This is a genomic window from Mycobacterium sp. AZCC_0083 (assembly GCF_014202335.1).
Classification (GTDB): domain Bacteria; phylum Actinomycetota; class Actinomycetes; order Mycobacteriales; family Mycobacteriaceae; genus Mycobacterium.
Genome location: NZ_JACHGP010000022.1, coordinates 63,540 through 86,112, shown reverse-complemented (window position 1 = coordinate 86,112; position 22,573 = coordinate 63,540). Strand labels below are relative to the sequence as shown.

Annotated in this window: 24 protein-coding genes; 17 read left to right on the top strand and 7 right to left on the bottom strand. The window is 64.2% G+C overall.

The window, feature by feature from the left end; genetic code table 11:
- The first annotated feature begins 37 nt into the window (after positions 1-37).
- Genes HNP02_RS37115 through HNP02_RS37100 form a run of 4 tightly spaced genes read left to right on the top strand, consistent with a single transcriptional unit; the run spans position 38 to position 3,592 of the window.
- Positions 38-997, top strand: coding sequence for an alpha/beta fold hydrolase (locus HNP02_RS37115; protein WP_184445659.1), 960 nt, complete (start codon positions 38-40; stop codon positions 995-997).
- Between the two features lie 20 nt (positions 998-1,017).
- Positions 1,018-1,746 (top strand): SDR family oxidoreductase, encoded by a 729-nt coding sequence (locus tag HNP02_RS37110; protein WP_221318438.1) that lies wholly within the window; start codon positions 1,018-1,020, stop codon positions 1,744-1,746.
- Positions 1,747-1,795: 49 nt separating this feature from the next.
- Entirely contained in the window at positions 1,796-2,653 is an 858-nt protein-coding gene (locus HNP02_RS37105; protein ID WP_184445657.1) for an alpha/beta fold hydrolase, read from the top strand.
- A 30-nt stretch (positions 2,654-2,683) separates the two neighbouring features.
- A complete protein-coding gene (locus tag HNP02_RS37100) occupies positions 2,684-3,592 on the top strand; it encodes an alpha/beta fold hydrolase (protein WP_184445656.1) in 909 nt (302 codons plus the stop codon).
- Positions 3,593-4,527: 935 nt separating this feature from the next.
- On the opposite strand, the gene HNP02_RS37095 is transcribed toward HNP02_RS37100, so the two are convergent.
- Positions 4,528-5,262 carry a cutinase family protein gene (locus HNP02_RS37095; RefSeq protein WP_184445655.1) on the bottom strand — a complete coding sequence of 245 codons (735 nt, stop codon included), beginning with the start codon at positions 5,260-5,262 and terminating at the stop codon, positions 4,528-4,530.
- A 380-nt stretch (positions 5,263-5,642) separates the two neighbouring features.
- Here HNP02_RS37095 and HNP02_RS37090 point away from each other — a divergent pair, with 380 nt between their 5' ends.
- A complete protein-coding gene (locus HNP02_RS37090) occupies positions 5,643-6,521 on the top strand; it encodes a GNAT family N-acetyltransferase (RefSeq protein WP_184445654.1) in 879 nt (292 codons plus the stop codon).
- Positions 6,522-6,741: 220 nt separating this feature from the next.
- Here the strand turns inward: HNP02_RS37090 and HNP02_RS37085 are convergent, their stop codons facing one another.
- The 6 genes from HNP02_RS37085 to HNP02_RS37060 all read right to left on the bottom strand — a co-directional run bounded on the left by HNP02_RS37085 (position 6,742) and on the right by HNP02_RS37060 (position 13,269).
- A complete protein-coding gene (locus HNP02_RS37085; RefSeq protein WP_184445653.1) occupies positions 6,742-6,972 on the bottom strand; it encodes a hypothetical protein in 231 nt (76 codons plus the stop codon).
- A 900-nt stretch (positions 6,973-7,872) separates the two neighbouring features.
- Positions 7,873-8,841, bottom strand: a complete 969-nt coding sequence (locus HNP02_RS37080; protein WP_184445652.1) for an aldehyde reductase — start codon at positions 8,839-8,841, stop codon at positions 7,873-7,875.
- A 151-nt stretch (positions 8,842-8,992) separates the two neighbouring features.
- Complete coding sequence (locus HNP02_RS37075; RefSeq protein WP_184445651.1) at positions 8,993-9,784, bottom strand: SDR family NAD(P)-dependent oxidoreductase; 792 nt, start codon at positions 9,782-9,784, stop codon at positions 8,993-8,995.
- A 182-nt stretch (positions 9,785-9,966) separates the two neighbouring features.
- Positions 9,967-10,950 (bottom strand): TIGR03557 family F420-dependent LLM class oxidoreductase, encoded by a 984-nt coding sequence (locus HNP02_RS37070; RefSeq protein ID WP_184445650.1) that lies wholly within the window; start codon positions 10,948-10,950, stop codon positions 9,967-9,969.
- 335 nt (positions 10,951-11,285) lie between these two features.
- On the bottom strand, positions 11,286-12,263 hold the full coding sequence (locus HNP02_RS37065; RefSeq protein ID WP_309241828.1) for a helix-turn-helix transcriptional regulator: 978 nt from the start codon (positions 12,261-12,263) through the stop codon (positions 11,286-11,288).
- A 145-nt stretch (positions 12,264-12,408) separates the two neighbouring features.
- Complete coding sequence (locus HNP02_RS37060; RefSeq protein WP_184445649.1) at positions 12,409-13,269, bottom strand: helix-turn-helix domain-containing protein; 861 nt, start codon at positions 13,267-13,269, stop codon at positions 12,409-12,411.
- A gap of 607 nt (positions 13,270-13,876) precedes the next feature.
- Here HNP02_RS37060 and HNP02_RS37055 point away from each other — a divergent pair.
- The 12 genes from HNP02_RS37055 (at position 13,877) to HNP02_RS37000 (ending at position 22,526) form a co-directional block, all read left to right on the top strand.
- Complete coding sequence (locus HNP02_RS37055; protein WP_184445648.1) at positions 13,877-14,155, top strand: hypothetical protein; 279 nt, start codon at positions 13,877-13,879, stop codon at positions 14,153-14,155.
- A gap of 48 nt (positions 14,156-14,203) precedes the next feature.
- Positions 14,204-15,538, top strand: a complete 1,335-nt coding sequence (locus HNP02_RS37050) for a hypothetical protein (protein ID WP_184445647.1) — start codon at positions 14,204-14,206, stop codon at positions 15,536-15,538.
- Between the two features lie 16 nt (positions 15,539-15,554).
- Entirely contained in the window at positions 15,555-15,851 is a 297-nt protein-coding gene (locus HNP02_RS37045; protein ID WP_184445646.1) for a PE domain-containing protein, read from the top strand.
- Positions 15,852-15,903: 52 nt separating this feature from the next.
- Positions 15,904-17,001 (top strand): PPE domain-containing protein, encoded by a 1,098-nt coding sequence (locus tag HNP02_RS37040; RefSeq protein WP_184445645.1) that lies wholly within the window; start codon positions 15,904-15,906, stop codon positions 16,999-17,001.
- Complete coding sequence (locus HNP02_RS37035) at positions 16,998-17,810, top strand: ESX secretion-associated protein EspG (protein WP_184445644.1); 813 nt, start codon at positions 16,998-17,000, stop codon at positions 17,808-17,810. Before HNP02_RS37040 ends, HNP02_RS37035 begins: the two co-directional genes overlap by 4 nt.
- A 110-nt stretch (positions 17,811-17,920) precedes the next feature.
- A complete protein-coding gene (locus tag HNP02_RS37030; protein WP_184445643.1) occupies positions 17,921-18,190 on the top strand; it encodes a WXG100 family type VII secretion target in 270 nt (89 codons plus the stop codon).
- A 14-nt stretch (positions 18,191-18,204) separates the two neighbouring features.
- Positions 18,205-18,489, top strand: a complete 285-nt coding sequence (locus HNP02_RS37025) for a hypothetical protein (protein ID WP_184445642.1) — start codon at positions 18,205-18,207, stop codon at positions 18,487-18,489.
- 79 nt (positions 18,490-18,568) lie between these two features.
- Complete coding sequence (locus HNP02_RS37020) at positions 18,569-18,904, top strand: hypothetical protein (protein WP_184445641.1); 336 nt, start codon at positions 18,569-18,571, stop codon at positions 18,902-18,904.
- A 189-nt stretch (positions 18,905-19,093) separates the two neighbouring features.
- Positions 19,094-20,749: a hypothetical protein gene (locus HNP02_RS43915; RefSeq protein ID WP_184445640.1), complete on the top strand. Its 1,656-nt coding sequence runs from the start codon at positions 19,094-19,096 to the stop codon at positions 20,747-20,749.
- 133 nt (positions 20,750-20,882) lie between these two features.
- A complete protein-coding gene (locus tag HNP02_RS37010) occupies positions 20,883-21,674 on the top strand; it encodes an ESX secretion-associated protein EspG (RefSeq protein ID WP_184445639.1) in 792 nt (263 codons plus the stop codon).
- A 77-nt stretch (positions 21,675-21,751) separates the two neighbouring features.
- On the top strand, positions 21,752-22,237 hold the full coding sequence (locus tag HNP02_RS37005) for a YbaB/EbfC family nucleoid-associated protein (protein ID WP_184445638.1): 486 nt from the start codon (positions 21,752-21,754) through the stop codon (positions 22,235-22,237).
- Positions 22,230-22,526: a WXG100 family type VII secretion target gene (locus HNP02_RS37000; RefSeq protein WP_184445637.1), complete on the top strand. Its 297-nt coding sequence runs from the start codon at positions 22,230-22,232 to the stop codon at positions 22,524-22,526. The genes HNP02_RS37005 and HNP02_RS37000 overlap by 8 nt, the downstream gene beginning before the upstream one ends.
- Positions 22,527-22,573: the final 47 nt, after the last annotated feature.

Below are 22,573 nucleotides of genomic sequence, written 5' to 3'. Positions count from 1 at the left end.
CGCCTATCTGGAGCGGGGCCCACAGGAAGGACAGCCGGTGATCCTGGTGCACGGCTGGCCTGAGACGTCGTGGTCGTGGCGCCATCAGATCACGTCACTCGCGGCACGCGGGTACCGGGTTATCGCCCCCGACCTGCGTGGCACGGGCCAGTCGACCGTTTATACCCGACATCAGGATTACGCGTTGCGCCATCACGTGGGCGACATGATCGCGTTGGCCGACGGGCTCGGGATCGAGCGTGCGAGCTGGATAGGCCACGACTGGGGTGCTCCCATCGTGTGGACGACAGCGCGTCGTCACCCCGAGCGATTTGTTGCCGTCGGCGCGCTCAGCACGCCCTACGACACGCTCGAGCGTGGATTTGAACGGATGGTCTCCTTCGTGCGTCGTGACGTCTATCCCGAGCACACCTACCCGGCCGGACAACTCGACTACTTCTTGTTCTACCGCGACAACTTCCAGGCGGCGCAAGAGCAGTTCGAAGCCGATCTACCGAGTTTCTTCGCCGCGGTCATGCGCTCCGGAGAGCCAGGCGAGCAGAATGAACCGTTCTTCACGGCGAACGTGCGCGCCTTTGGAGGGTGGTTCGGCGGCGGCCGTGCTCCGCGGGTCCCGATCGACGAGCGCGTCATCGACGAGACGGACCTCAAGCACCTCGTGGACGCCTACGGACGGACCGGTTTCTTCGGCATCAACTCGCTATACATGAATGATGCCGACAACCGCGATCTGGTCGAATCCTCGGGCGCGACGCAGATCGATATGCCGACCCTGTTTATCGGTGGCCGATGGGATTACGTCAACGACGCAACATACTCCCGCCTGGCCGACCCCATGCGGGCGCTGTGCACCAACCTCGACTATCGCCTGTTGGACGCGGGGCACTGGATCCACCACGAGTGTCGTGATGACGTCACAGATGCCATCGACGCCTGGCTAGGAGGGGTCCTCCGGCATCAGATGTCAAAAGTACAGCTAGGCAGGAGAAGTCAATGAGCAACCCACTGGACGGCAAGGTGGCCGTCGTCACGGGCGCCGGCAGCGGAATCGGCCGCGAGACCGCAATCACCCTGGCGCGCGCCGGGGCTGCCGTCGTCGTGTCCGATGTATCGGAGCATGCGGGACAGGAGTCGGTCGACATCATCGGCGACACCGCCTGTTTCATCACCACCGACGTCACGGATCGGGCGTCGGTCCAGCATCTGATCGACGAGACACTGCGCCGCTACGGAAAACTCGACGTCGCGCACAACAATGCCGGCATCTCCGGCGACGTGGGGCGCACGGCCGATCTGAACGCCGAGGACTGGGGTCGCGTGATCGCGGTGAACCTGACCGGAGTATTCAACTGCCTTCAGGCTGAGCTTCGCGTGCTGGTGCCCCAAAAATCTGGCTCGGTCATCAACACCGCCTCGGTGCTGGGCCTCGGCGCGATCCCGGAGCAAGCACACTACATCGCCGCCAAACACGGCGTGATCGGACTGACCAAGGCGGCTGCGATCGACTACGCCACATCCGGGGTGCGGATCAATGCCGTTGCGCCCGCACCTGTTCGCACCACGCTGGTCGAGCGCCTCGATGCGGAGAACCCGGGCTACATAGAACGGCTGTCCTCCTACATTCCGGCCGGGCGCATCGCACTTCCCGCCGAAATCGCTCAAGCCGTTCTCTACCTGGCATCAGACGCCTCCGAATTTGTCAACGGCACAGTGTTGCGCGTCGACGGCGCGCTTGCCGCGCTCTAGCGCGTCAGCTCCCGATTAACACCATCGATAGAAGAAAGAAGGCACCGACATGACAACGACCTACCGCGCCGACAGCGCACAACTTCACAAGGTACCCGGCCAGCTCGCCACGTATGGCTACCGGGAATTCGGACCGCACGGCGACATCCCCATCGTTCTGCTGCAACGGTTCCGGGGCACGGTGGACGATTGGGATCCCAAACTACTCGAGCTGCTCTCCGACGAGCGGCGCGTCATCGCCGTGGACAATGTGGGAGTCGGGTCGACGGACGGCGTGGCCCCATCCTCGATCGCCGACATGGCCGAGGGCATCGTGGATTTTCTCGCGGCACGTGGACTGGGCACGGTGGACCTGATCGGCTGGTCGATGGGAGGTTTCGTCGCCCAGCTGCTTGGACTGGACCACCCGGAGCTGTTCCGGCGGATCGTGATCGCGGGCTCGGGCCCCGGCGAGGCGAGCATCCGTCCGGAGGAAAGTGCTCGCTCGCAACAGATTCGCGCCAAGTCGGAACCCGACGTCGACGACATCCTTTACCTGTTCTTCCCGGACACCGAGGACGGCCGCGCCCAGGGTCTGGAGACGCTCGGCCGGTTCTTCCATCACGAGTCCGGTGAGACGCTAACCGTGAGCGAGGAGTCCTGGCAACGGCAGGGGCAGGCCATCGCCGACTGGAACAACGGACATGGATCCGCCTGGGATCGTCTAGCGACGTTCACGGTGCCGCTGCTGGTGACCGCCGGCGCGTTCGACGTGATGGAAGACGCTGCGCAGGCGTTCGAGACCTCGCGACGCGTGGGTGGCGAGTCGACCACCGCGATCTTCAGTAACTCGGGTCATGCTTTTCTCTTCCAATACCCGGAAAGATTCAGCCGACTGGCTCTGGGCTTTCTAACGCAGACCACATAGCTGGACGCCTGCCCACGATCGGAAGGCTCAATGATGTCGATATTAGCGGACCGAATCGCCCACCGTCTGGCACCGTTGCAGGTCGATGAGGGCTTTGCCAAGAGCGGGGACAACCTGATTCACTACCGCTGCTATGGCAGCGGTAGTGCAATCCTGTTTCAGCACGGCTTCCCGGACAATGAGCTCACGTTCGTACATCAGGTTGAGGAACTCGCCAAGGATCACTTGATCATCACTCCGACCCTGCGCGGCTACCCTCCTAGCTCCATCCCGTCGGGGTTGGACCACTACACCATTCCCGCGCTGGCAGAGGACATCGGGGCCGTCCTGGATCATCTCGCCATCGGCGCTGCTGTATTGGCGGGGCATGACTGGGGTGGCGTACTCTGCCAAGCTTTCGCCTCGGCCTACCCGGACCGTGTCGACGGTCTGATCATCCTCAATTCACCGATCCTGGGGCCGTTTCTGCACCTGGTGAATCACGATGCCGAGCAGCAGAAGCTCTCCGAATACACGCTTGACTACCTCGCCCATGAGGAGGGCGATGTCCTCGACATCGCCTTCGTCACCCGGACGATCCGCGACGACCGGTGGCGCGCGGCGATCAATGAGTACCTTCAATCCGCACCGATTGACGGCATGCTCAACTACTACAAGATGGGCTATCCCGCGCCGCCCTACGGCGCACCGGATCCGCCGGACCGCTCTCCGTTCATCTGTCCGGCGCCGGCGCTGATCGTGTGGGGACTCGAGGACGAATACTTCTCGCTCAAGGTTCTCAACAACCTGTGGGACTGGTTCACCGAGTCCTATCGCCTCGTGACCGTTCCTGGGGCGGGTCATTGGGTGTTTCGCGACGAACCCGAGAAGATCAACGCTGAAATTCGATCGTGGCTCGCCGCTGAGGCAAGAGGGCTAGGTCTCATCCCAGACGAATGATCCGGCGGGGCAGAGGTTTCGGAAGCGAACTCACAGCGTGACGCGACCCGTGTCGGGCGTCGAACGTGCAGCTAGCCTCTTGCTCAGCCTTCTGGTCGAGCTGGCCCTGAACTGACGCGTATTAAACCGGAGCGGCCGGGCGGCGATCACATGTAACCCTCGACCACAACCGCTAAGCCGGCCCACGTCTCGTGTCCGACCAGCCACGCAAGCATCGCCAACAAGGCCGCCAGCGTCACCAGACGAAACCAAATCTTGGCCACAGCATCACCTTCCACACTTGGCGTCTTGTCGACACGCCGACGGCCCAACCTAGACAACAGCAACGCCTGGGTGACTCGTATACAGCCCATCGTTGTTCATCCCTGCCGACGTCGACACCGAGGGCAAGCGATGACCGATAACGGCTGCACCGCCCTGCAAACTCTGCGTACGAATAGGGATCGTCCTGGAAAGCCCTGGCCCGCCCTCCGCTCGCGCGAAGACCCGGCCTCACTGTTCTCGAGGCAGCGCGACTTGACTAGGCGCCGTCCGGTGACGGATTGCCCGATTCCGGTTTGGTTGGCGGCTCCGCGACGACGTTGGTTGGCGTCGCATCGAAGCCCATCAATCGAGTAATCGGGGCGCAATCTGGATTGCGCCACAACGGAACTGGTGTGCGAACGAGCCGATCATCCATGTCAGCAATCATCAACGTCGTAACCAAAAGCAACAAGGCGGCAGTCCTACTGGGACTGGCAGTCCCAGTATCGGTTCGTGTGCAGCGAGTCGACAGGGCGCACAACAGCGACCGCATGCACGACGGCCTCAGCACCTGCGCTCGACTTGAGTGGGTCACGGGCCGAACACTCTCCTGGTTGACGAAGTCAACAGCGCTGAAGCACTCGTGACGGCAGCCGAGCCGACCGGTCTTGCGGCTCGAGGTCCTCGGTAGGTCAGGTGCGCGACGAGAGGGCACGCTCGACGAAGCCGGCGGCCTGGTCGGTCATGCCGTTGACGGGGTATGCGCCGTGCGCTGCTTGGTCATCGCCAGTGGGGGAGCAGATCGGATCTTGGGGGACGCACAACTCGATGGTCTTGGTTCCATACCGCTGCCCGATGGTGATCTGAGGTGCGTCGCGGTCGATCATGCTCAAGAACCCGCTCGATGGCTTGCCGAACAGCACGACGGCGGCGACGTGTTTCGCGGCATCGGCGGGCATCGGGCCCGAGATGCCTGCAGGCAATACGAATTCGGCGGGCACGGTGTCGGTTGTCGTGTAGGCGGCCACCGCCGCGCCCTGCGAGTAGCCGCCGAGCACGATCTTCGTGCTGGGACAACTCGAGGACATCGTGACAACCTTGGTGCTGGCGTCGGCCACCCCGTCGGCTGCTCTCGCGAAGTCCAGCGATGCTGGGTAGTTCACCGGATATACTTCGACGGACTCGCTGGCCAAACGATCGCGCAGAGCATCGATGAAGGCCTGCCCGGTTACTCCGACACCTGGCGCCTCGAATGTGCCTCGGGCGAAGACCACTTCGACATCCGGACACGGAGCGGCGGCCGCATCGGGAACAACCACCTGGGAGACGATGAGTATCACCGCGATGGCGGGTGCAGTTGCGGACCGCGCGAGCCAGCCGATCGTGCCGATCAGCAGCAATGCCACGCGAGATCTCAAGACATTCATGGGCGGACCCTTTTCGTGATGGCACACCTTCGACGTGTGCGGTGATGCGATAACGCGATCGTTGACCGAGGGCCGACGGGTGCTCACTCAGTCTTCGAACACTGAGAGTCGGCCCTACATTCCCGTTATCGCTTTGCGGGACTTGGTGATCGCGGTAGTTAGACTACAACGGCAAAGTCCCGTGCGATCGACCGAAGGACCTACGTCACACCCCAGCCACGCCACGTCCGAAGACATTACTCGTGCAGGTCCCCACTTCGCCTGGCAACACAGGCGTTTCACACGCACATACGGCCGACGGCATGACGGCTGAATACGCTCTATCGTGGTGGGGTCCATGGAAGCTAGGCGTCGAGATCGATGAGAGACGGGGCGGGGAGATGACAAGCGAAGCCAACACACCAGCCCTATTGATCCGAGCGGCACGAGCTGACGATGTCGACGACTGCGGACGCATCTGCCATGACGCATTTGCGGCGATCGCTCATCGCCATCGGTTTGTGCGCGACTTCCCTTCGGTCGCAGCGGCGACCGACGCGGTTTCGGCCCTGATCGGTCATCCGCAGTTCTTCGGCGTCGTCGCAGAACGGGACGGTCGTGTCGTAGGCAGTAACTACCTCGACGAGCGATCGACGATCGCTTCGGTCGGCCCACTCACTGTCGAGCCGGACAGCCAAGATCGTCGAGTCGGAACAGCGCTGCTGGAAACGGTTCTCGATCGGGCCAAGCTACAGGGTGTACCCGGTGTCCGCCTGGTCCAGGCCGCCTACCACAACCGCTCGTTGAGCCTTTACGCCAAATTCGGATTCGAGGTTCGTGAACCGCTGGTCACACTTCAAGGTAATCACCTCGGCGTTGAGGTGGAAGGTTGCGTCGTTCGGCCAGCGACCGAGGACGATATCGGGGCATGCGATGCGTTGTGCGTCATGGCGCACGGACACGATCGGGGTGGTGAACTACGCGAATCGGTCACCCAGCAAGTGGCGAGCGTGGTGGAACACAATGGCCGAATTACGGGTTATACGACGGGCATCGGATTCTTTGCCCACTCAGTAGCTGAAACCAACGATGATCTGTGCGCCCTAATCGGAGCCGCTCCATCCATCGGCGGCCCGGGATTGATTCTGCCGATGCGCAACACGGAGATGTTTCGCTGGTGCCTGGCGCGCGGGCTGAGGGTGGTGCACACGTTGAACCTCATGACCATCGGGCTCTATCATGAACCGCGCGGCGCCTACCTGCCGTCGATCGGGTACTGAGCTTGATCGGTGCAACCTCTAACCGAATAATGTGCCGCAGGAGATTCCGCGGCAATGTCGGCAACATGGTCGCCGTCGTCGTAGCACACCTGCGAGATCGCCGTTTGGCAGCTGATCGGCAGGATGCGTCTCGGCATCAGGCCGATACGGCAGCCGCTCAGGAAGACACGCCGTGTGCCGTGCACGTTGTGAGCATGGAGAAGGGCCTCGGCCTTGCGAATCAGGACTGCGCCGACCACCACCGGTAGAGATCCTCGAGTGTCGAACCATGTTGTGCTGCCTCGGCAACGCTGACGAGCTGCTCGTCATCCCTGGTCCACGCCACCGTCGGCATCCCACCGCGTAGACCGCATACCAGAGTACCGGTGCTGCGGTCTGGGGTCGCGTTCGTGTGCCAGGGGCCTGGCGACTGGACGTTGCCTGGGCAGTTCACGATGCGCAGGCTTTGCACAACCTGATCAAAAGCGGCCGCAAGGGTCGTGCCGTCGCGAAGGGGTGTGAAGGAGGCCGATGTCGGTCCGCCTGCATCAATGCTTTGACCGCAGGCTACCTGCACGAAAGCACCGTCGGGCGTCGCGGCCGGCGCGCAGGTGCTCCCCGCGTAACCAGAGGGGAGGAGAGGCATGAGCCGGTGTTCGGCGCCTCGATCGGCAGTAGGCGCCAGCGATATTGCGCTAGAGCGTGTTTCATGGCCGGTCGGATCGGACACGAGCCAGAGTACGAGGTATGCAACGACGAGGGCGATGACAACAATGACCGTCATGCCGATCGAGTAGCCGACGCGCCCGCGGTTGCGCATGGGCTGCTGCGCACCAGCGAATAGGTTCCACCATTCGCCCTCCGATGACGGCGGTCGCGGAGCCGACCATCGCGGCCGTGCGGTCAGGGTTGCCGAGTCACCGCGACTCGGCGCGCCGTTGGGCAATGGATGTGTAGTCGTATCGGCGGAATCAAATCTGGGTTCGCCGTCGATACCACCGCCGCGCGGGGCGGCGGTGACGCATTCGGATCGGGCCACTTCGGGGGAGTCACGGTTCCACATTATTACCTGCGCGCGTCGAGTTATGCTTGGCATCTTGCGTATTCGCCCGCGCGGTGTGGGATGACGGGCTCTGCCGAATGCTTCCGAGCAGGTGGCAACCCGCCCGGTCGGTCATGGGATGGGAAATGCGGGAATGGGCCCGATGATCGCCGCGCGGCCTCGATCACGCTCGCGCTGACGCAGTCATGGCCGTGAAATGTTCCACACCAAGACTTTTCGAGACTCGGAGCGGATGGGTGGCGCAGATGGGCCTCCACGAGACGCCAAATGTGGTGTGCTCATTGGTCTCCGACGAATCGTGCTGTTTGATCAGTGAGTGAGGTTCAAGTGCGCTGCCAAGCTCTCGGCGGTGGCCACCAGCGTCTCTTCGGCAGATCTGGGTGCAAAGCCCAAGGTCGACTTCGCCTTCTGGTTCGACGGGCGCGGGCTTTCGCCGACGACCGGCGCTTCGGCGGGCTCGGTTGAACCCGTCCACTTCCGTAACATGTATGCGATCTCGCGCATGGTCAGCGGCGGATCGTCACAACTGGCAATGAAGCGTTCCCCGGCAGCTGCGGGGTGCGTCATCGCACGCACGTGGAGATCGGCGACGTCTCGGACGTCGACGATCGGTGATGCCAAGTTCGGGGCCGCCTCAGCACCGTCCTTCATCATCATCGCAATCAACTGGACAGAAGCGGAGAAGTCCTCGCCCAGGACGGGACCGAAGATACCGACCGGGTTGATCACGGTGAGTTCGGTGTCGCCGCCCTCGCGGCCGATGAACTCCCATGCGGCGCGTTCGGCGATGGGCTTTGACCTGATGTAGGTGGTAAGGCCGGTCGCGTCGACGTTGGTCCAGTCGTCCTCGGTGAACTCACGCCCGGTATCAGTGTGGCCGAATCCGACCGCGGCGAACGATGACGTCATGACCACCCTGCGCACCCCAGCATCGCGGGCGGCGCGCACTACCCGTAGCGCGCCGTCCCGCGCGGGAGCGATCACCTCATCGGGGGTCGCCGGTTCATCGCGAGGGAAGGGGGAGGCGGTATGCAAGACGTAGTCGCAACCGTCGACGGCTTCAGCCCATCCGCCGTCGGAGGTCAGATCGGCCTGCACGTTGAGCAGCCGACCGTAGGTCTCGGCCCCACCGGCGGCCACCATTTCTCGAACGTCCTTGTCACGGTGCGGTGATCTGACCGTTGAACGCACGCGGTATCCGGCGTTCAGGAGGGCAACGATGCAATGTGCTCCCAGAAACCCGGAGCCGCCCGTCACCAGGACGCGTTCATTCGTCATGCATTTGACGATCGCACGAACGGCACCGGTGCGCCAGGTACCCGCAGTACTGGGACCGGCAGGGCTACCTTGGCCGAACGAGTCGGCGCTATCGTCGGTTCAAGCCTGATCGCGTCGGACTGGTGACGGTTTTTCGTGCGTCAGGCCAGGTTCAGTTGCGCGGAACGATGCCACCGTCGAGTGTTATCGCCTTGTTGGTCAGATAGCCGTTCCGCAGCATTGCCACTGCCATATCGGCGATCTCGTCGGGACGACCGACGCGGCCAACCGGGATCTGGACTCCAGGCATGCCCGTCTCTGGGTCGGCGGGAAACATCGTCGTGTCCAGATCAACGGGGAACATCATCGTCGCACCGACGAGCGCGGGCGCCAGGCTGTTGACGGTGACGCCGTCGGCCGCCACGCGCGGCGCGAGGTGATGCATCAGGCCGTGCAGGCCTGCCTTGCTTGCCGCGTAATGGGCGCCCACCACGCCCCCGGTGATGGCAGCCACCGATGAGATGAACAGGATGCGGCCGAATTTCTGCTCGATCATGCCGGGAAGTACCTGCTGCGCCAGCAGGAACGGCGCAGTCAAGTTGATCGCGAGGGTGGCATCCCAAGACGCGAGATCGGTGTTCTGCCAGGTTCTTATGTCGGCAGTGCCCGCGTTGGGGATGAGAATGTCGACGTGACCGTGCTCCTCGAGAGCGCGCGCTACCAGTCCCGCGGGCGCCTGTGGATCCGACATGTCGGCAGCGACGACGGTGACCCGCCTGCCCAGTTTGCGGGCGTAGCCCCCGACCGACTGGGCGGCGTCGGCGTGGCGGCCGTAGGACAGGCACAGATCCGTGCCCTCCTCGGCGAGCCGGCGCGCGATCGCGGTGCCGATGCCACCGGATGCACCCGAGAGCAGGGCGACCCGACCCTTGAGATCGTGCTTCGAGGACGAATCGGTTGTCATCTGGATGTCCCTCCGTCAGAACTGGTCTCGCTGAGTTCGATGGCATTGCTTTTGGGAACTTCTCGGATCGTGTGATGCCGCGAGCCCGAAACTCGAAGCCGCCGCCGGACCGCTTCCAGGCCAGCCGCCCGTGCACCTCTTGGCCCGATCGCGGCGCGGAGGTCGGATGTTTCGGGGGGGAGCTACGCGGATGTGAGAGCGTGGATCGGGTCCAGTAGACACTCGCCGGCGAAGGCGACGAATTCATCCATGTTCGGCCCGGCGTTCAACAGCGACAGTCCCGTTACCCCGGCAGCGGCGTACTTCGCGGCGAGAGCCAGGTACGGCTCGGGATCAGGACCGACCGCCACCGACGGGGCCAGGTCTGCGGGCCTGACGAAACGTGACGCTCGGTCGAAGAGTGCGGGACGGGGTATTTCGGCGTCGGTCGCCACGCCCAAACCGCTCCAACGGAACGTCCGCGCCACTGCCTCGAGTCCGGCTCGGGTCGACTCGTCGAAGCCGACTGACATCTCGCCAAGGACCGTCGCGGCGCCACCCGCGCTGCGGAATGTGTCGATGAGCGCGCCGTCGGGCGTTGTCACGAACATGCCATCGCCGTGATCGGCGGCGATTCGGGCTGCCTTGGGACCTGAAGCGGCGATGATGATCTCGGGAAGAGTCTCGGGCAGATCGTAGATGCGGGCATCCTCGAGCCGCAGGTGGTTGCCTTCGAAGGAGTGAAACCCGCCGATCCACAAACGTCGGATGATCTGCAGTGCCTCCCGCAACATCTCGTGACGAACCCGCACGCTGCGCCAGCCGCCGCCGACGATGTGCTCATTCAGACGTTCACCTGATCCAATGCCGAGAAAGAACCGGTCCTCGGAGAGGATGGCCATCGTGGCCGCTGCCTGAGCGATGATCGCCGGGTGATACCGCACCGTGGGGCACGTGACACCGGTGCCCAAACGTATCCGCTCCGTTCGCGCCGCGATCGTGCCGAGGATCGACCAGGCGAACCCGGCGTGCCCTTGCACCGCGCCCCCTTCCGGCGCATCGAGCCACGGATGGAAGTGGTCGCTGATCTCAACGAAGTCGAACCCCGCCTGCTCGGCGAGCACCGCCTGTCGCACCAATTCGCCCGGCGCGAATCCCTCTGCGAAAAGCTTCAACCCCAGTTCCATGTCCGCCTCCCAAGTCTGTCGTGAGTCAATCTGTCGTCAGTTAAGACGATCAGGAGCAGCCGATCATCCGACGTTGTTGCCCTTGTCACACGTCGCGCCGGTGAAATGCATTGGCCAAACCCACCCCTCCTGGCTCGTCATCGCCGCGTGACGGGTTTTACGGAGGCCACTTTCGTGGCGCAACGCAACGACGTTCGGCGATTGGCCGTGGCGTTCTGTCCACAACCGAGGATCGACATTCAAATTTGCGTCTCACCGGCCACGCCGAACCCGAATGATTCGGCGGCCTGACGTCGTGGGTGATGTGGCCATCGGGCTGCACCTAGGCCAGGCGGTCACCGCTGTAAAGCGGTGAGTTTGTCCGCCGACTCGGTCCCGGGCTCAGCATGGTAGGTCTGCAGATACTGACCTGGGGAGTCCGGGATGCTGAATCTGTTTCGCCGCAAAATCAGTTGCCCGACTTGCGGATGACGCAAGTGACTTGAACCTGCCGGCCGGAACCCGACGTCGGCGCGCGACCACAGAATCCGGAACCGCTCGCTCTCGGTTGAGAGTTGATTCACGATCGCGGTGAGGCGCGGGTCCTCCGGGTCAGAACCGGCGCCTTGCCGAAGTCCGCCGACGACTCCCGCCGTGGCGGCATCCCAGTCGACGTGAAGTCGGTGTTCGGCGGGATCGAGGAACAACTGGTACAACAGGTTGTGGCCGATCGTGAAGGTCGGCGAAAGTGCTCGGGCGAGCTCGTTGGCCGCCAGCACGTCCAGGTATCGCCCGGCCACGAATGCCGGAATGGTCAGCTGGTCGACGAGTGTGACGATCCCTTCGCCGACGCGCTCGGGCGCGCTGTGCTGGCGATACTTCCGCCGTGCCAATTCGTGCAGATGCGCGGTCGCCGCCGCATCGAGCCGCAATGCCTTCGCCAGGGCGTCCAGCACCCGAGGGGACGGATTGTCGTTGCGGCCCTGCTCGATACGCAGATAATAGTGGGAGCTGATGCCGGCGAGCGTGGCGAGCTCCTCGCGGCGCAGCCCCGGAACACGGCGCCGCGCGCCGAGCGGCAGTCCAACGTCTTCGGGACGTACCGCGTTTCGCCGCGCCTTGAGATACTCACCGACGGCATTACCGCGGGGCAGGCGTTGTGCCCGCCTCCCGAGGGGTTGCCCACCGCGGGGATCGAGCATGCCATCGCCTTTCCACTCGACCGCGCACGCACCGGGTGCACGAGCGTCGCGTCGATACTCGATGGCGTCGACCTCGATGTGTCGGTGAAGCCCAGCCGGAAAGTCGACGGCCGCAGCGTTCGATCGGTTCACCCGCCTCAGTGACGGTCCGAACGCGCGTTCTCGGGAATCCCAAATGGAATTGAAGGCGCACTGATCCGGGTCACACGAAGCATTGCGACACAACGGTGTTCGGACCGGCAGCCTGCTAGCCAGTCAGGGCCCTCAGTCGGCGTGGCTATCGGGCTGTCATCGGCGGCGGACGGGCCACATCGCAGGTCCGCTGGTTGGTCAGCCTCGCCAGTCGGTGCAGACGTTCTTCAGAACACGTGCCGGCTTCAGCGTCATGAGCGACAAGCACTTGCCCGGTTTCGGGAACGGTGAGTGTCCGATAGATCAGGCTTAGTCGCCCCACCTGAGGGTGGCAGAACACTATCGTGCCGGTTGTCTTTTGTTTTACCTCGTGTCGAGACCAGAGAGTGCGGAACCGCGCACTCGCACTGCACAGTTCGTCGACGATGTCGAGTAGCTCGGGGTCGGCAGTCCCTTCGGCACCGAGGAAGAAGCGCAGCCACGCCACCTGAGCGGCAGTGATGGTCTCCCAATTCTGGATGATCTGTCGCATTTCGGGCTCCAGGAAAGTGGCCCGCGGTAGGTTCACTCCCCGGCTAAAGAAGGGTGTGAGAGCGCGAGCCAACGGGTTAGCGGCGATCACACTCAGCATGGAGCCCTGGACGTATGCCGGTGTCAACGACCATCGGTCGATCATGCTTTGCAGAATGGGTTCCACGTGTTGCGAGGGAATTTGGCGCCGCTGAGACTCCGGCCGGGCCAGATCGCATATGTATTGGGCGGCATCGCCGTTGAGTTGCAACGCGCGTGCCAGACTGCCAAGCACCCGCTCCGATGGCCGACGCTCTCTGCCCTGCTCGAGCCGAAGGTAATACTCGGTACTGATGCCGGAAAGCATGGCGACCTCCTCGCGGCGTAGCCCAGGGACGCGCCGGTTGTTCCCGTCGCGGATGCCGACATCCGCGGGCCGCACGAGACTGCGACGGACGCGAAGGAACTCGCCCAAAGCATTTGAATCCTCTGGCATCACTGGAAGGTAGCGCTGAAACCTCAATCCCGGGTGGGTGCGGCACTCCTAGTAGTGATACTCCAAGGCGCCTGACCGCGGTGCGCGCGTGCCGGTCGGCGTGTGTTCAAGTTCGTACCCCGGTGGGGAAATGTGTCACCGATCCTGGACGTCAACCCGGCTGCGCCACAGCCACATATCGCGGCGCGGTGGGTGCGGTCAGGAATGCTGCAGTCCCGCGTGTGGGTCCTCGCACCTTCTGGTTCACCCGCGCAGAGTCTCAGAACGGGAAGCGGGCCCGCGTGGCGTATCGGCCGGCTCCCTGTGGGCATGCACCGCGGGGTTATCGGAATGGGCCGGGGTCGGTGATGGAGTGCCTGCCATGCGCCGTGTGGCGGTCGCGATCGGCTTCGTTTGAGTGACGATTACGTTGCTAGATCTCGCGCTCAGCCTGTGTCTGGCAATGCCACCATATGCAGAGCCGTCGAGAAGAGCGGTCTGGGGCCATTGAATAGCAACAGAACGCGCCGCCGTCCCGCGGTGTGAGGTGCGATACTGACGTTGTGCGACAACGGGTTTGATGCGATATAAATGAAACGCGATACCGCCCGACATGGAGGTGTACGAGATGGTTCTGTCAGTCGATCCGCCTGGGCTCGGCGCGTTTTCGTCCGCCAACGCTGCCGCGGCAGAGCTGATCTCGTCGGCGGGTTCGGCGGATTCGGCCGGCATGCTGGGTGCCGCGGCGGCGGCTCTGGGACCGATCGGGGCGTCTTATCTGGCCGCCTACGGCCCGGCGCAGGACGGAAACCTGACCGGCACGCTGCTGGTGTCCGGTGTGCATTCGGCGATCGCTGGGGCGACCGAGGTTTCACGCACGTCCTTCATCGCCGCCGACAACGGATGACGTCGGGCGACGACGGTGGTACTAACGCAGACCGGCACCGCGGGTCCAATGACCCCCACATCCTCGACCGGACCCGTCAGTCCTGCGGGCCAGTCGGCACATGGTCTGAATGGATCCGAAGCGACGTCGGTGCTCGACGCGCAAGAGGCAAATCTCGCCGACTACCTCAATAGGCCGGTCCACGAGATCCTTTCACGGTTGGGAGTGCCGTCTGCCGGGCAGGCCGCATCTCCTGCATCGGGTCCGGGCGGCGAAACACCGTCCGGACCAGTCAATCCGATGGATCCTACGCAACTGATCCGGCCGGTGACCGATGCGCTGGGAACGTTGGGCCCCGGTCAGTTCGGGAATACCGACCCCACGCAGATATTCAGCGGAATCTCGCAGGCGCTGGAGTCGGCGGGCCAGTCGGTGAGCCAAGCGGTGTCCTCGCTGGGTGGTGTGTGGCAGGGGCTGGCCGCGACGTCGGCGGGTGCCAAGACCAGCGCCACGTTGGCTGATGGGGCGCAGCTAGCCGGTCAGGCCACTGACTTGGGTCAGAGTCTGACCACGGCGGCCGCCAGCGTCGCGCAGGCTCAGACGCGACTGATCGCGATCGTCGACGAGTTCGCGGCGATGATCGCGGCCATCGGCCCCAACATCGTCTTTCCGTGGGGTATCGCGGCGGTCATCGAAGCCGCCAACGAGGCCGTCACCGAGGCCACCGAGGCCATCACCGAGACGCAAACCACGCTGGCCGCTCAGGCCGCCCACGTCAGCGCGGTCGGCGCCCCGGTCGATGTGACATCTGCACCCGAACTTAGCGGTGGCGCCGCAGCATTCAGTGCTCCGGTGGCCGCGACGCCTCTTGCGGGACTCGGTGCGCAGGCGATCGGCCCGCTGGTGCAACTGGCGTCGAGCGTTGCGTCGCCGGTGATGGAGGGCGTAAGTGCGGTGACTGGCGCGGTGCAGGCCGGAGCGACCCGCCAACCTCCTGCCTCTGATGGTTCTGGCCCCAATGATCAACCGGCGGGTGCCGCGGGCCCCACCAAGGGGGCGCTCGCCGGGGCAGGGAGCAAACCGGCTGGCGGCGGGCTCAATGCAGGAACTCAGACACGCTTGGCTGCGACGTCGACGGCTCCGGCAACAGATCCGGCTTCCGCGAGCGCGCGCGGTGTTGTCGGCGAGGGCGCACCCGTCGCGATGAGCGCAGGACCGATGACCGGCGGTGCCCCTATGGGGGCCGGCGCGAGGGCTGGTGCCGACCGCGGTCACAACGCCGCAGCGTTCCTGCACACCTCCGACCACGGTGATGAGGTGCTCGGCGATCTCGGCACGGTCGCCCCGCCGGTGATCGGCGAGCGGGACACCGCCGACGCCTCAGACCTCGAATTGGGAATCTAGAAAAGGGAGTTTCGGCGTGACACGCAATGATGGTTACCGGATTGAGCCGCTCGCGGTAGCGGATGCGACCAACCAACTCGACGAGTTGGCCAGTCGCATCGAACGGCTGATGCAAACCGAGGCGCCCAACCTCACGGTCGCTGCCCCCGCTCGCGACGAAGTCTCCCAGCGGGTCGCCTCGACCCTCAACGACGTACAGGCCGGGTTCGCAAGGTCCACCGATCAAGGCACCCACGAGATGCGTGCGGTCGCTGCGACGTTACGGGCGCACACCAACAATGTCGCGGCGGCCGAGCAGGACTTCACCGTCTGATCCGTCAACACCGCTGACCCCGCAGGCCCTCTAACGGAAAGGAGGTCAGGGCATGAGCTTTACCAACGTGGCATGGGAGTCGCGCAGCACCGAGCAGCTTGCCGGTGACCTCACCGACGGGCCAGGGCCGATGTCGGTCGGCCAGGCGGGCGCCGCCTGGGTACGCATGGCCAACGAATTGGCCAGCGTATCCGAGGAATACGACAAAGTCGTCGACAGGATCAAGAGTGCGTTCGCCAGCCAGGGCGCGGACGCAGCGGTGCGCAAACTCGACGAGTTCGGCCGGTGGCTGCAGAATGTCAGCCTCAACGCGGTCGGCAACGGCCAGCGCGCCGAGGAGGTCGCCGTCGCCTACAGCGTCGCCGTGCTGGCGATGCCGAGTGTGTCCGAGGCCATCGAGGCCCGCGCGGCCCACGACGTGATGGCATCGCTGGCGGCCTACAACGGTGCGATCCTGCACGGGCAGTTCGCCGAATTCGACGAGGCAGCTACCGCCGATCAGGCCAACGCGGCGGCAGTGATGTATCAATACGAACAAGCATGCGACGGGGTCGCCCTACCGTGGGATCAGCCCCCGCCGCCTGAGGTGTCCAACGGTGCAGCACTGGCCGCGGAGCGAACCGCGATCACCGCGAAGCAGGAAGCAGCTGCAGGTGGCGGTCATGACCGCGGCGGTGCGGTAGGCATGCCGCCCGCTCCGCTGGCACCGTTTCGGGCTCGCGAGGTCAGCTCCAGCCGCGCCTCCAAACAGTTGCAGACGGCCGGGTCTGCCGGCGGCGGATCGGCTGCTGCCGGTGCGGGTCCCACCGGCAGCGGGTACGGCCCGATGGCCGCGTTGGGCCGTGCGGGCGCCAGCCGCGAACACCAATCGTCCATGCAGCCGGCAACCCTCGACGGTGGCGGTGAGCCGGGGGCATACCCGTCCCCGTCCGGTGGGTCGTGGTTACCGGCGGCGGGGCCCGGCGATGCGCCGTTCGTGGTGTCCGATGTCAGTTGGGGCCCGAGTACCTCGGTCTTCGATGACCTCGTCGGGCCCGACCAGCCCGAAGCGGCTCCATATGCCGAGGACCCGGAACGCACCCTGCAGCAGGTGTCTGATCGGTGGGTGTCCCCGCCGGTGATCGGCGCCGACAAGGGCCTGACGCTGTGACGGCCGCGCTGACCGACCAGTTCGCCCTCACCGTCGAGCAGTTGCGGGCGGCGGCGTTGCGTGTGGGTGTTGTTGACTTTCCGATCGTTTTGGCGGTGCGCTCGGCGCACGCCACCATCGGCGGGCGTGAGGCGGGGTTGGCCGCCGCGACCCGAGAGTTGGTGTCTGCCAACCTGATCGTCGATGGCGTTGTGCATCCGGATCTGGTGGCGATATTGCAGGGACTGGCGCGTCCCGATCGTGAGCTGGCCATGCGGTTGGTCACGCCGCAGGGCATGGCGCGGGTCGCGGTGATGCGCTGCGGGCAGCTGTGCGTGCTCGCCCGCCGGGTGGGCGATGACGTCCTGTTGCGAATCATCGGGCAGAGCGTCGAATTACGGAGCGTGGCTTCGGTGTTGATGGCTGAACTCCCGCGCTGTCGGCCCGCTGATATCACGCCAGTCGGAGCCCCGCTGCACGAGATCGTCGACAGCCTGTGCGGCACCCATGACGCCACCGGCCTGGCCGATCGTGTTCGGGCCCTGGGAGCCGAACCCCGCGCAGCGATGCTGCTCGGCACTGCGCTGGCGTCGCGGCAGGCTTTCGCCGAGATCGTCTACTACCGGCTTTCCGCCGGAGAGGGCAGGATCTGGCGCGGTCCGGGCGCGACCGCGGTGTTCTACACCGGTCGTGGGCGCATCATCGGGGTGCCCAGTGTGTCGCCGTCGGGGCAGCTATGGACCACCCTGAAGGCGGGCTCCGATCACGCCCTAGGCCAGGCGATCGGTCAGCTCGTCGAGATCTCCAACCAAAGATGGGAGAACTCCTAGCAGATATCGCAGTCATGAGCCGAATAACCCTGTCCTGCAACACCAGATAACTCGTCTCAACAACTCGTCTAGATAGTCAATGAATCAGAAAGGGAAACGGTGCGAGTCCAATGACACTGTCACTGACCAAGGATCAGGCCGATGCCAAGATCGCGCAGATCAATGCCGCCCGCGATGCTGCGGTCGCCAAGCTGACCCAAATCCGCGACAGCCAGGACGCCATGCTGGCGTCGTCCTGGCACGGCCAGAGCGCCACCACCTACGCCAAGACCTCTGCGCAACAGCACGAGGACTTCGATCAGATCATCAGCACGTTGAACAACATCGTCGAAACGGGCTCCGAGCACGTCCGCTCGGTGGCCAACCTCGACAACGGCTAAAGGGAGCACGACCCATGAGCGAAATTCTGTACAACTTCGGTGCCAACCACGCCTCGATCGGTGACGTGCAGGGAGCCCTTAACGGGATTCAGGAGGCACGGGCCGACATCGACAACGTGTTCAAAGCGCTGATGACCGTTTACGAAGGTCAAGGCGCACAGGCATTGGATGCCGCGCACGCCAAGTTGAGCGCGATGCTCGACGACGCAGTCAACAACGCCGCCAACACTCAGCGGTCGGCCGCCGATCAACAAGAAGCCATGCAAGCCATGGACCGGGCGAACGCCTCAGCGTTCTGATGACCGGGGTGGAGCCCGGGCACTGTCGAGACCGCAGGCCCGGGCCCCACCCACCGAAAGCCACACAGATGGGAAATAGATGGCGATCTCTGATTTGACGGACAACATGAACACGATCAAGGACAACGGAAAAGCCGATCTCAAGTTGTCCGAGGCCACACGCGACAAATACCTCCAACTCATCAACGACCACCGCGCCGACATGGATTTCGCGGTTCGCGAGATCCGCCAGACGCTGGAGTCGTTCGGCAATGTCGGCTCATTCCAATCCGCGCACCAAGTCAAGGACAATCTGATACTCGACGTCAAGGGTCCCCTGGGTGTTGAGGCCACGATCGACAACTACAACAACTACCTCGACACCCTCGCGGAAACCGTGAAAAAAGCCGCCAATCGCCTGATCAACTCCGGATAACACGAAACCCTCCTAGTCATGACGGAGATATATCAGGCCCCTCAGGACCCCCAGGTCCCAGATGCTCCTGCATACAAAAACCCTCTGGATAATGGGGGCGTCAAGTCGCCCAATACCGACGGGCAGCTCCTCAACAGCAACACCGAGGTGAAGGGCCCGTTTTCCATTACTCTTGAAGATTTGCGCAACGTGTCCTATAACGATGCCCTTGCGGCCATGCAGGGTGCGGACGACGATGCTCTTCCCGGCCATCGCGACGGGTGGCGGAACATCGCCGGTACGATCACCGCCAACCTGAACAAATTCCAGCTAGCGCTCGCCGCGCAGGAACAACTCGGCGATTGGCAGGGCAAGACCCACGATGCCGTCATGGAGAATGTCAATAAGTCATTCATCGAGCCGCAAACGGTGGCCAATGGCGCATTGATCATGTCCTACCTGAGCGACGTGTTCGCCAAGACCCTGTCCGCGACCAAGCACTACCTCACCGACGTCGAGGACACGTACCGCAACAACCTGAATACATACCCGGAATTGGCCGACCAAATCCACCACGACTTCGATTCCTACGCACAAGCGGTGCTGAACAATGTTTACGGCGGAGGCGTCAAATACGTCAGCGAGAACAACCCGGCGTTCAGTTCCGGACAAACAACGAACCTCAAAGACGTCCCCGCCCCTCCACCGGCGCCGCCCGACCTGTCGAAGGCAAGTGGGCCCGGTACCCCGCCGGGGGGACCCAACGATCCAACGGGTCCCCCCTCCAATTTGCTGGAAGGGCCTAGTGGGGGACCGTTCAGCCCTGGCGCGGGGCCATCGGGTGCATCGCTGTTCAACAATCCCGGCATCTCGCCGTCAGGGGGTCCCGGCCTGGCGCCGTTGAATGACACGCTGAACGCGCCCGGGGCCGGCGGGCTCGATCCAAACCTTGGGACCCAACCACTTTCGGCTCCACCCGGTGCGCCCGGTGACCCGTTCACCGGCCCCGGCAGTTCCTTGACCACGCCAGCTGGATCGCCCAATGACCCCAGCAGCCTGCTCAATAATCCGGGCAGCCTGCTCAATGATCCCAGCAGCTTGTTGAATAATCCGGGTGGTCTGTTGAACACGCCTGCTGGGGGCTTGGGTGGGTCCACCGGCCCCGCCTCGGGGCTGAGCAATCTGGCCGCCACACCGAACTCTGGTGGTGGTCCCGCTGCTGCGGCCGCGGCCCTGGGTCCCGCGTTGCAAAGCGCACAAAGCGCGCTGGGTCCCGCTGGTGAGGCGCTGCAACGGGCAGCCGGCGCTGCGCAAAATCGCCCGGCCGGTGCGATGCCGCCCGAGGGGGCGCTCGGCCTCGGCCCAAAGGGGCTCAACGCCCTGACGCCAGCTGGGGGCCCCCACGGCGGGGGCGGCGGGGGCGGCGCCGGGCTCGGTCCGCGCGGGGGGGACCTGTCGGCACCACCGGGCTCAGGGGTCGCGCCCTCCAGGGGATTTGACACCCCTGCTGCCGGCCAGTCAGCCACGGGTGCTCCGTTGGGGGGGATGCCCGGCGGCGGGGGGCCCGGTGCCGGCGCAGGTCCGGGCGGCGGCGGTCCCAGCGGCGGGCAGCGGGGAGCACCGGGTAAGGAACACAAGCCGAACAAGGAGTTGCGCCGCAAGAAGAACGGGAGGGTTGTCTTGGGCGACGTCGACGCGGTGGTCGCCGTGATCGGCGACGATGGTCACAACAACACCCAGCGCCCAAGCGCCGAGCGCGCAGGTTCGCAGCGCCCAAGCTCTGAGCGCGCAGGTGCTGAGCGGCCCGACACCGAGCAGCCCAGCACCAATCCGCTGCGACCGGCGCCGTGGACTCTGGAGCTATGACCGCGCAGCGGTGGTCGCCGCCCCCAGCCTCAACGCCGGTGCTGATCGCCGCCGGTCAATCCGCACGGGATCGCCATCGGCGGCGGGGCTTTTCGGGGGCAGCCCCAATGGTGATGGTGCAGAGGTGAACTCGGTGTCGCTCAGAAGTGTCGGGGCCATCGATCTGGTGGACTTCGACGCCATCTGCGAGTATTACGGTCGCGACGTTTTGCCGTATCCGTTCCGGTTCACCCAGCCCACGCGTTTCGCCAGTGACGACGCGGCGCGCGCCTACCGCACGACGGTGCCGGATCGGCTCCATCACGGGGACCTGAGCGTCTTCGGTGAGTGTGTGGCCGCGTACTTCGGCGCCGATATCCGGGTCGAGTACCACGTCCAGCACATTCCGTCCGACACTGCCAGCGGACGTGTGATCGCTTGTCGTCAAGGGCAATTCGGGTTTGTGCTGGAGCAGCGGCCCGATTCCGACGTGATCGATGTCTCGGCGGTTTCACCGTTCGATTTGGGTGCGGCGGTCAGTGACGCAGTCCCGCTGACCCAACCCGGCCGCTACCAGCGGATCGTCGTTCCGAAATACCGGCCGCGGCCGCAGCCGGACTTCGACACCAACGACATCCAAATCTTTCAGCCGATGGACACACCGTCGGAGGTCATGATCACCGAACAGGAGGTATCGGCCTACGCAACGGTGCAAAGTCATTGGCGCCCAGCGCGCAACTGGGGGCTGGAGCGGACCAAACAATCGGTATTGTGGATCCGCGTCATCGACGACGGTGAGTACGTCTTCACACCAGATGCCCCCTACGCCGTACCGATGACCCAGCCGGCGCTACGTGAACGCATCGACCGACTCATCTGCGATGACATCGCGGTCCTGCGGCAGCTGCGTAGTGACCGAATCATTCAATTCTGCGCGTCGCGATGACTGGAGACATCCGCGCATGGGCGCACACAGCGCAGGCATGAGAACACACGGTGGGGAGATGGGTAGAGGAGGTAGTGGTGGATAACGACGCTTTGCGCCACGAAGTCGAGGACCTGGGGGCGCTCGTCGCCGACCAGATGCGAGAACTGGCGAAGTTCAACGAGAAACGGTCCGCGCTGGCGGCAAAGGCGGCGGTGGCCGATGGCATGGTCGAGGTCAGCGTCGACGCGCAGCATGTCCTCACCGGGGTTGTCATCAACGACTCCTACCTCAACGACTTCGAATTGGCCGATCTGGCCGACTACATCACCCGCGCGGCACAGGCCGCCGCCCACGAGGTCGACCGCCGGTCGGCGGCGCTGGTGATGCCGGTGACTCAACGGCGCGAAACGATTACCCGGCTATCCGCAGCTCTGGTAGACGTGCCCGAGTTCGGGGACATCCTCGCTGGGCTGAGTGCGTTCACCGGACCCCCGGGTGAGTCGCGGTCCAGCGATGCGCTCGACGATCCCCGGGAGCCAGCTGTGGTGTATCCGATTGTGAAGGAGAGAACTGATGACTGAACCGTTTCACGTCACACCCGACGAACTGCGTTCCACCGCTACAGACCTCGCGAACGTCAGTTCACGGATCAGCCAGGTGATGTCGACACTGCGCGCCAGTCTCGACGGTGAGGGTGCGCCGTGGGGTGATGATTCGGTGGGTCATAACTTCGCCAACGGTGGTGGTGGATACCTTGCGCAGATGGCGTGGGTGAATGATTCGGTGAACGCCAAGATTGGTTTGTTGACTAGTTATTCGGAGTCGTTGCGGACTGCGGCGGACACTTTGGAATCCCAGGATCACCATTAGCCCAGTGGTGGGTGTGGTGGGTGTGGTGTTGAGCCTCGTGGGTAGTC

Excerpts from the sequence above, each read along its gene's own strand:
- HNP02_RS37105 (WP_184445657.1), top strand. The coding sequence starts at position 1,796 with ATGACAACGACCTACCGCGCCGACAGCGCACAACTTCACAAGGTACCC.
- HNP02_RS37100 (WP_184445656.1), top strand. The coding sequence starts at position 2,684 with ATGATGTCGATATTAGCGGACCGAATCGCCCACCGTCTGGCACCGTTG.
- HNP02_RS37095 (WP_184445655.1), bottom strand. The coding sequence starts at position 5,262 with ATGAATGTCTTGAGATCTCGCGTGGCATTGCTGCTGATCGGCACGATC.
- HNP02_RS37090 (WP_184445654.1), top strand. The coding sequence starts at position 5,643 with ATGACAAGCGAAGCCAACACACCAGCCCTATTGATCCGAGCGGCACGA.
- HNP02_RS37080 (WP_184445652.1), bottom strand. The coding sequence starts at position 8,841 with ATGACGAATGAACGCGTCCTGGTGACGGGCGGCTCCGGGTTTCTGGGA.
- HNP02_RS37075 (WP_184445651.1), bottom strand. The coding sequence starts at position 9,784 with ATGACAACCGATTCGTCCTCGAAGCACGATCTCAAGGGTCGGGTCGCC.
- HNP02_RS37070 (WP_184445650.1), bottom strand. The coding sequence starts at position 10,950 with ATGGAACTGGGGTTGAAGCTTTTCGCAGAGGGATTCGCGCCGGGCGAA.
- HNP02_RS37060 (WP_184445649.1), bottom strand. The coding sequence starts at position 13,269 with ATGCCAGAGGATTCAAATGCTTTGGGCGAGTTCCTTCGCGTCCGTCGC.
- HNP02_RS37055 (WP_184445648.1), top strand. The coding sequence starts at position 13,877 with ATGGTTCTGTCAGTCGATCCGCCTGGGCTCGGCGCGTTTTCGTCCGCC.
- HNP02_RS37050 (WP_184445647.1), top strand. The coding sequence starts at position 14,204 with ATGACCCCCACATCCTCGACCGGACCCGTCAGTCCTGCGGGCCAGTCG.
- HNP02_RS37040 (WP_184445645.1), top strand. The coding sequence starts at position 15,904 with ATGAGCTTTACCAACGTGGCATGGGAGTCGCGCAGCACCGAGCAGCTT.
- HNP02_RS37030 (WP_184445643.1), top strand. The coding sequence starts at position 17,921 with ATGACACTGTCACTGACCAAGGATCAGGCCGATGCCAAGATCGCGCAG.
- HNP02_RS37025 (WP_184445642.1), top strand. The coding sequence starts at position 18,205 with ATGAGCGAAATTCTGTACAACTTCGGTGCCAACCACGCCTCGATCGGT.
- HNP02_RS37020 (WP_184445641.1), top strand. The coding sequence starts at position 18,569 with ATGGCGATCTCTGATTTGACGGACAACATGAACACGATCAAGGACAAC.
- HNP02_RS37000 (WP_184445637.1), top strand. The coding sequence starts at position 22,230 with ATGACTGAACCGTTTCACGTCACACCCGACGAACTGCGTTCCACCGCT.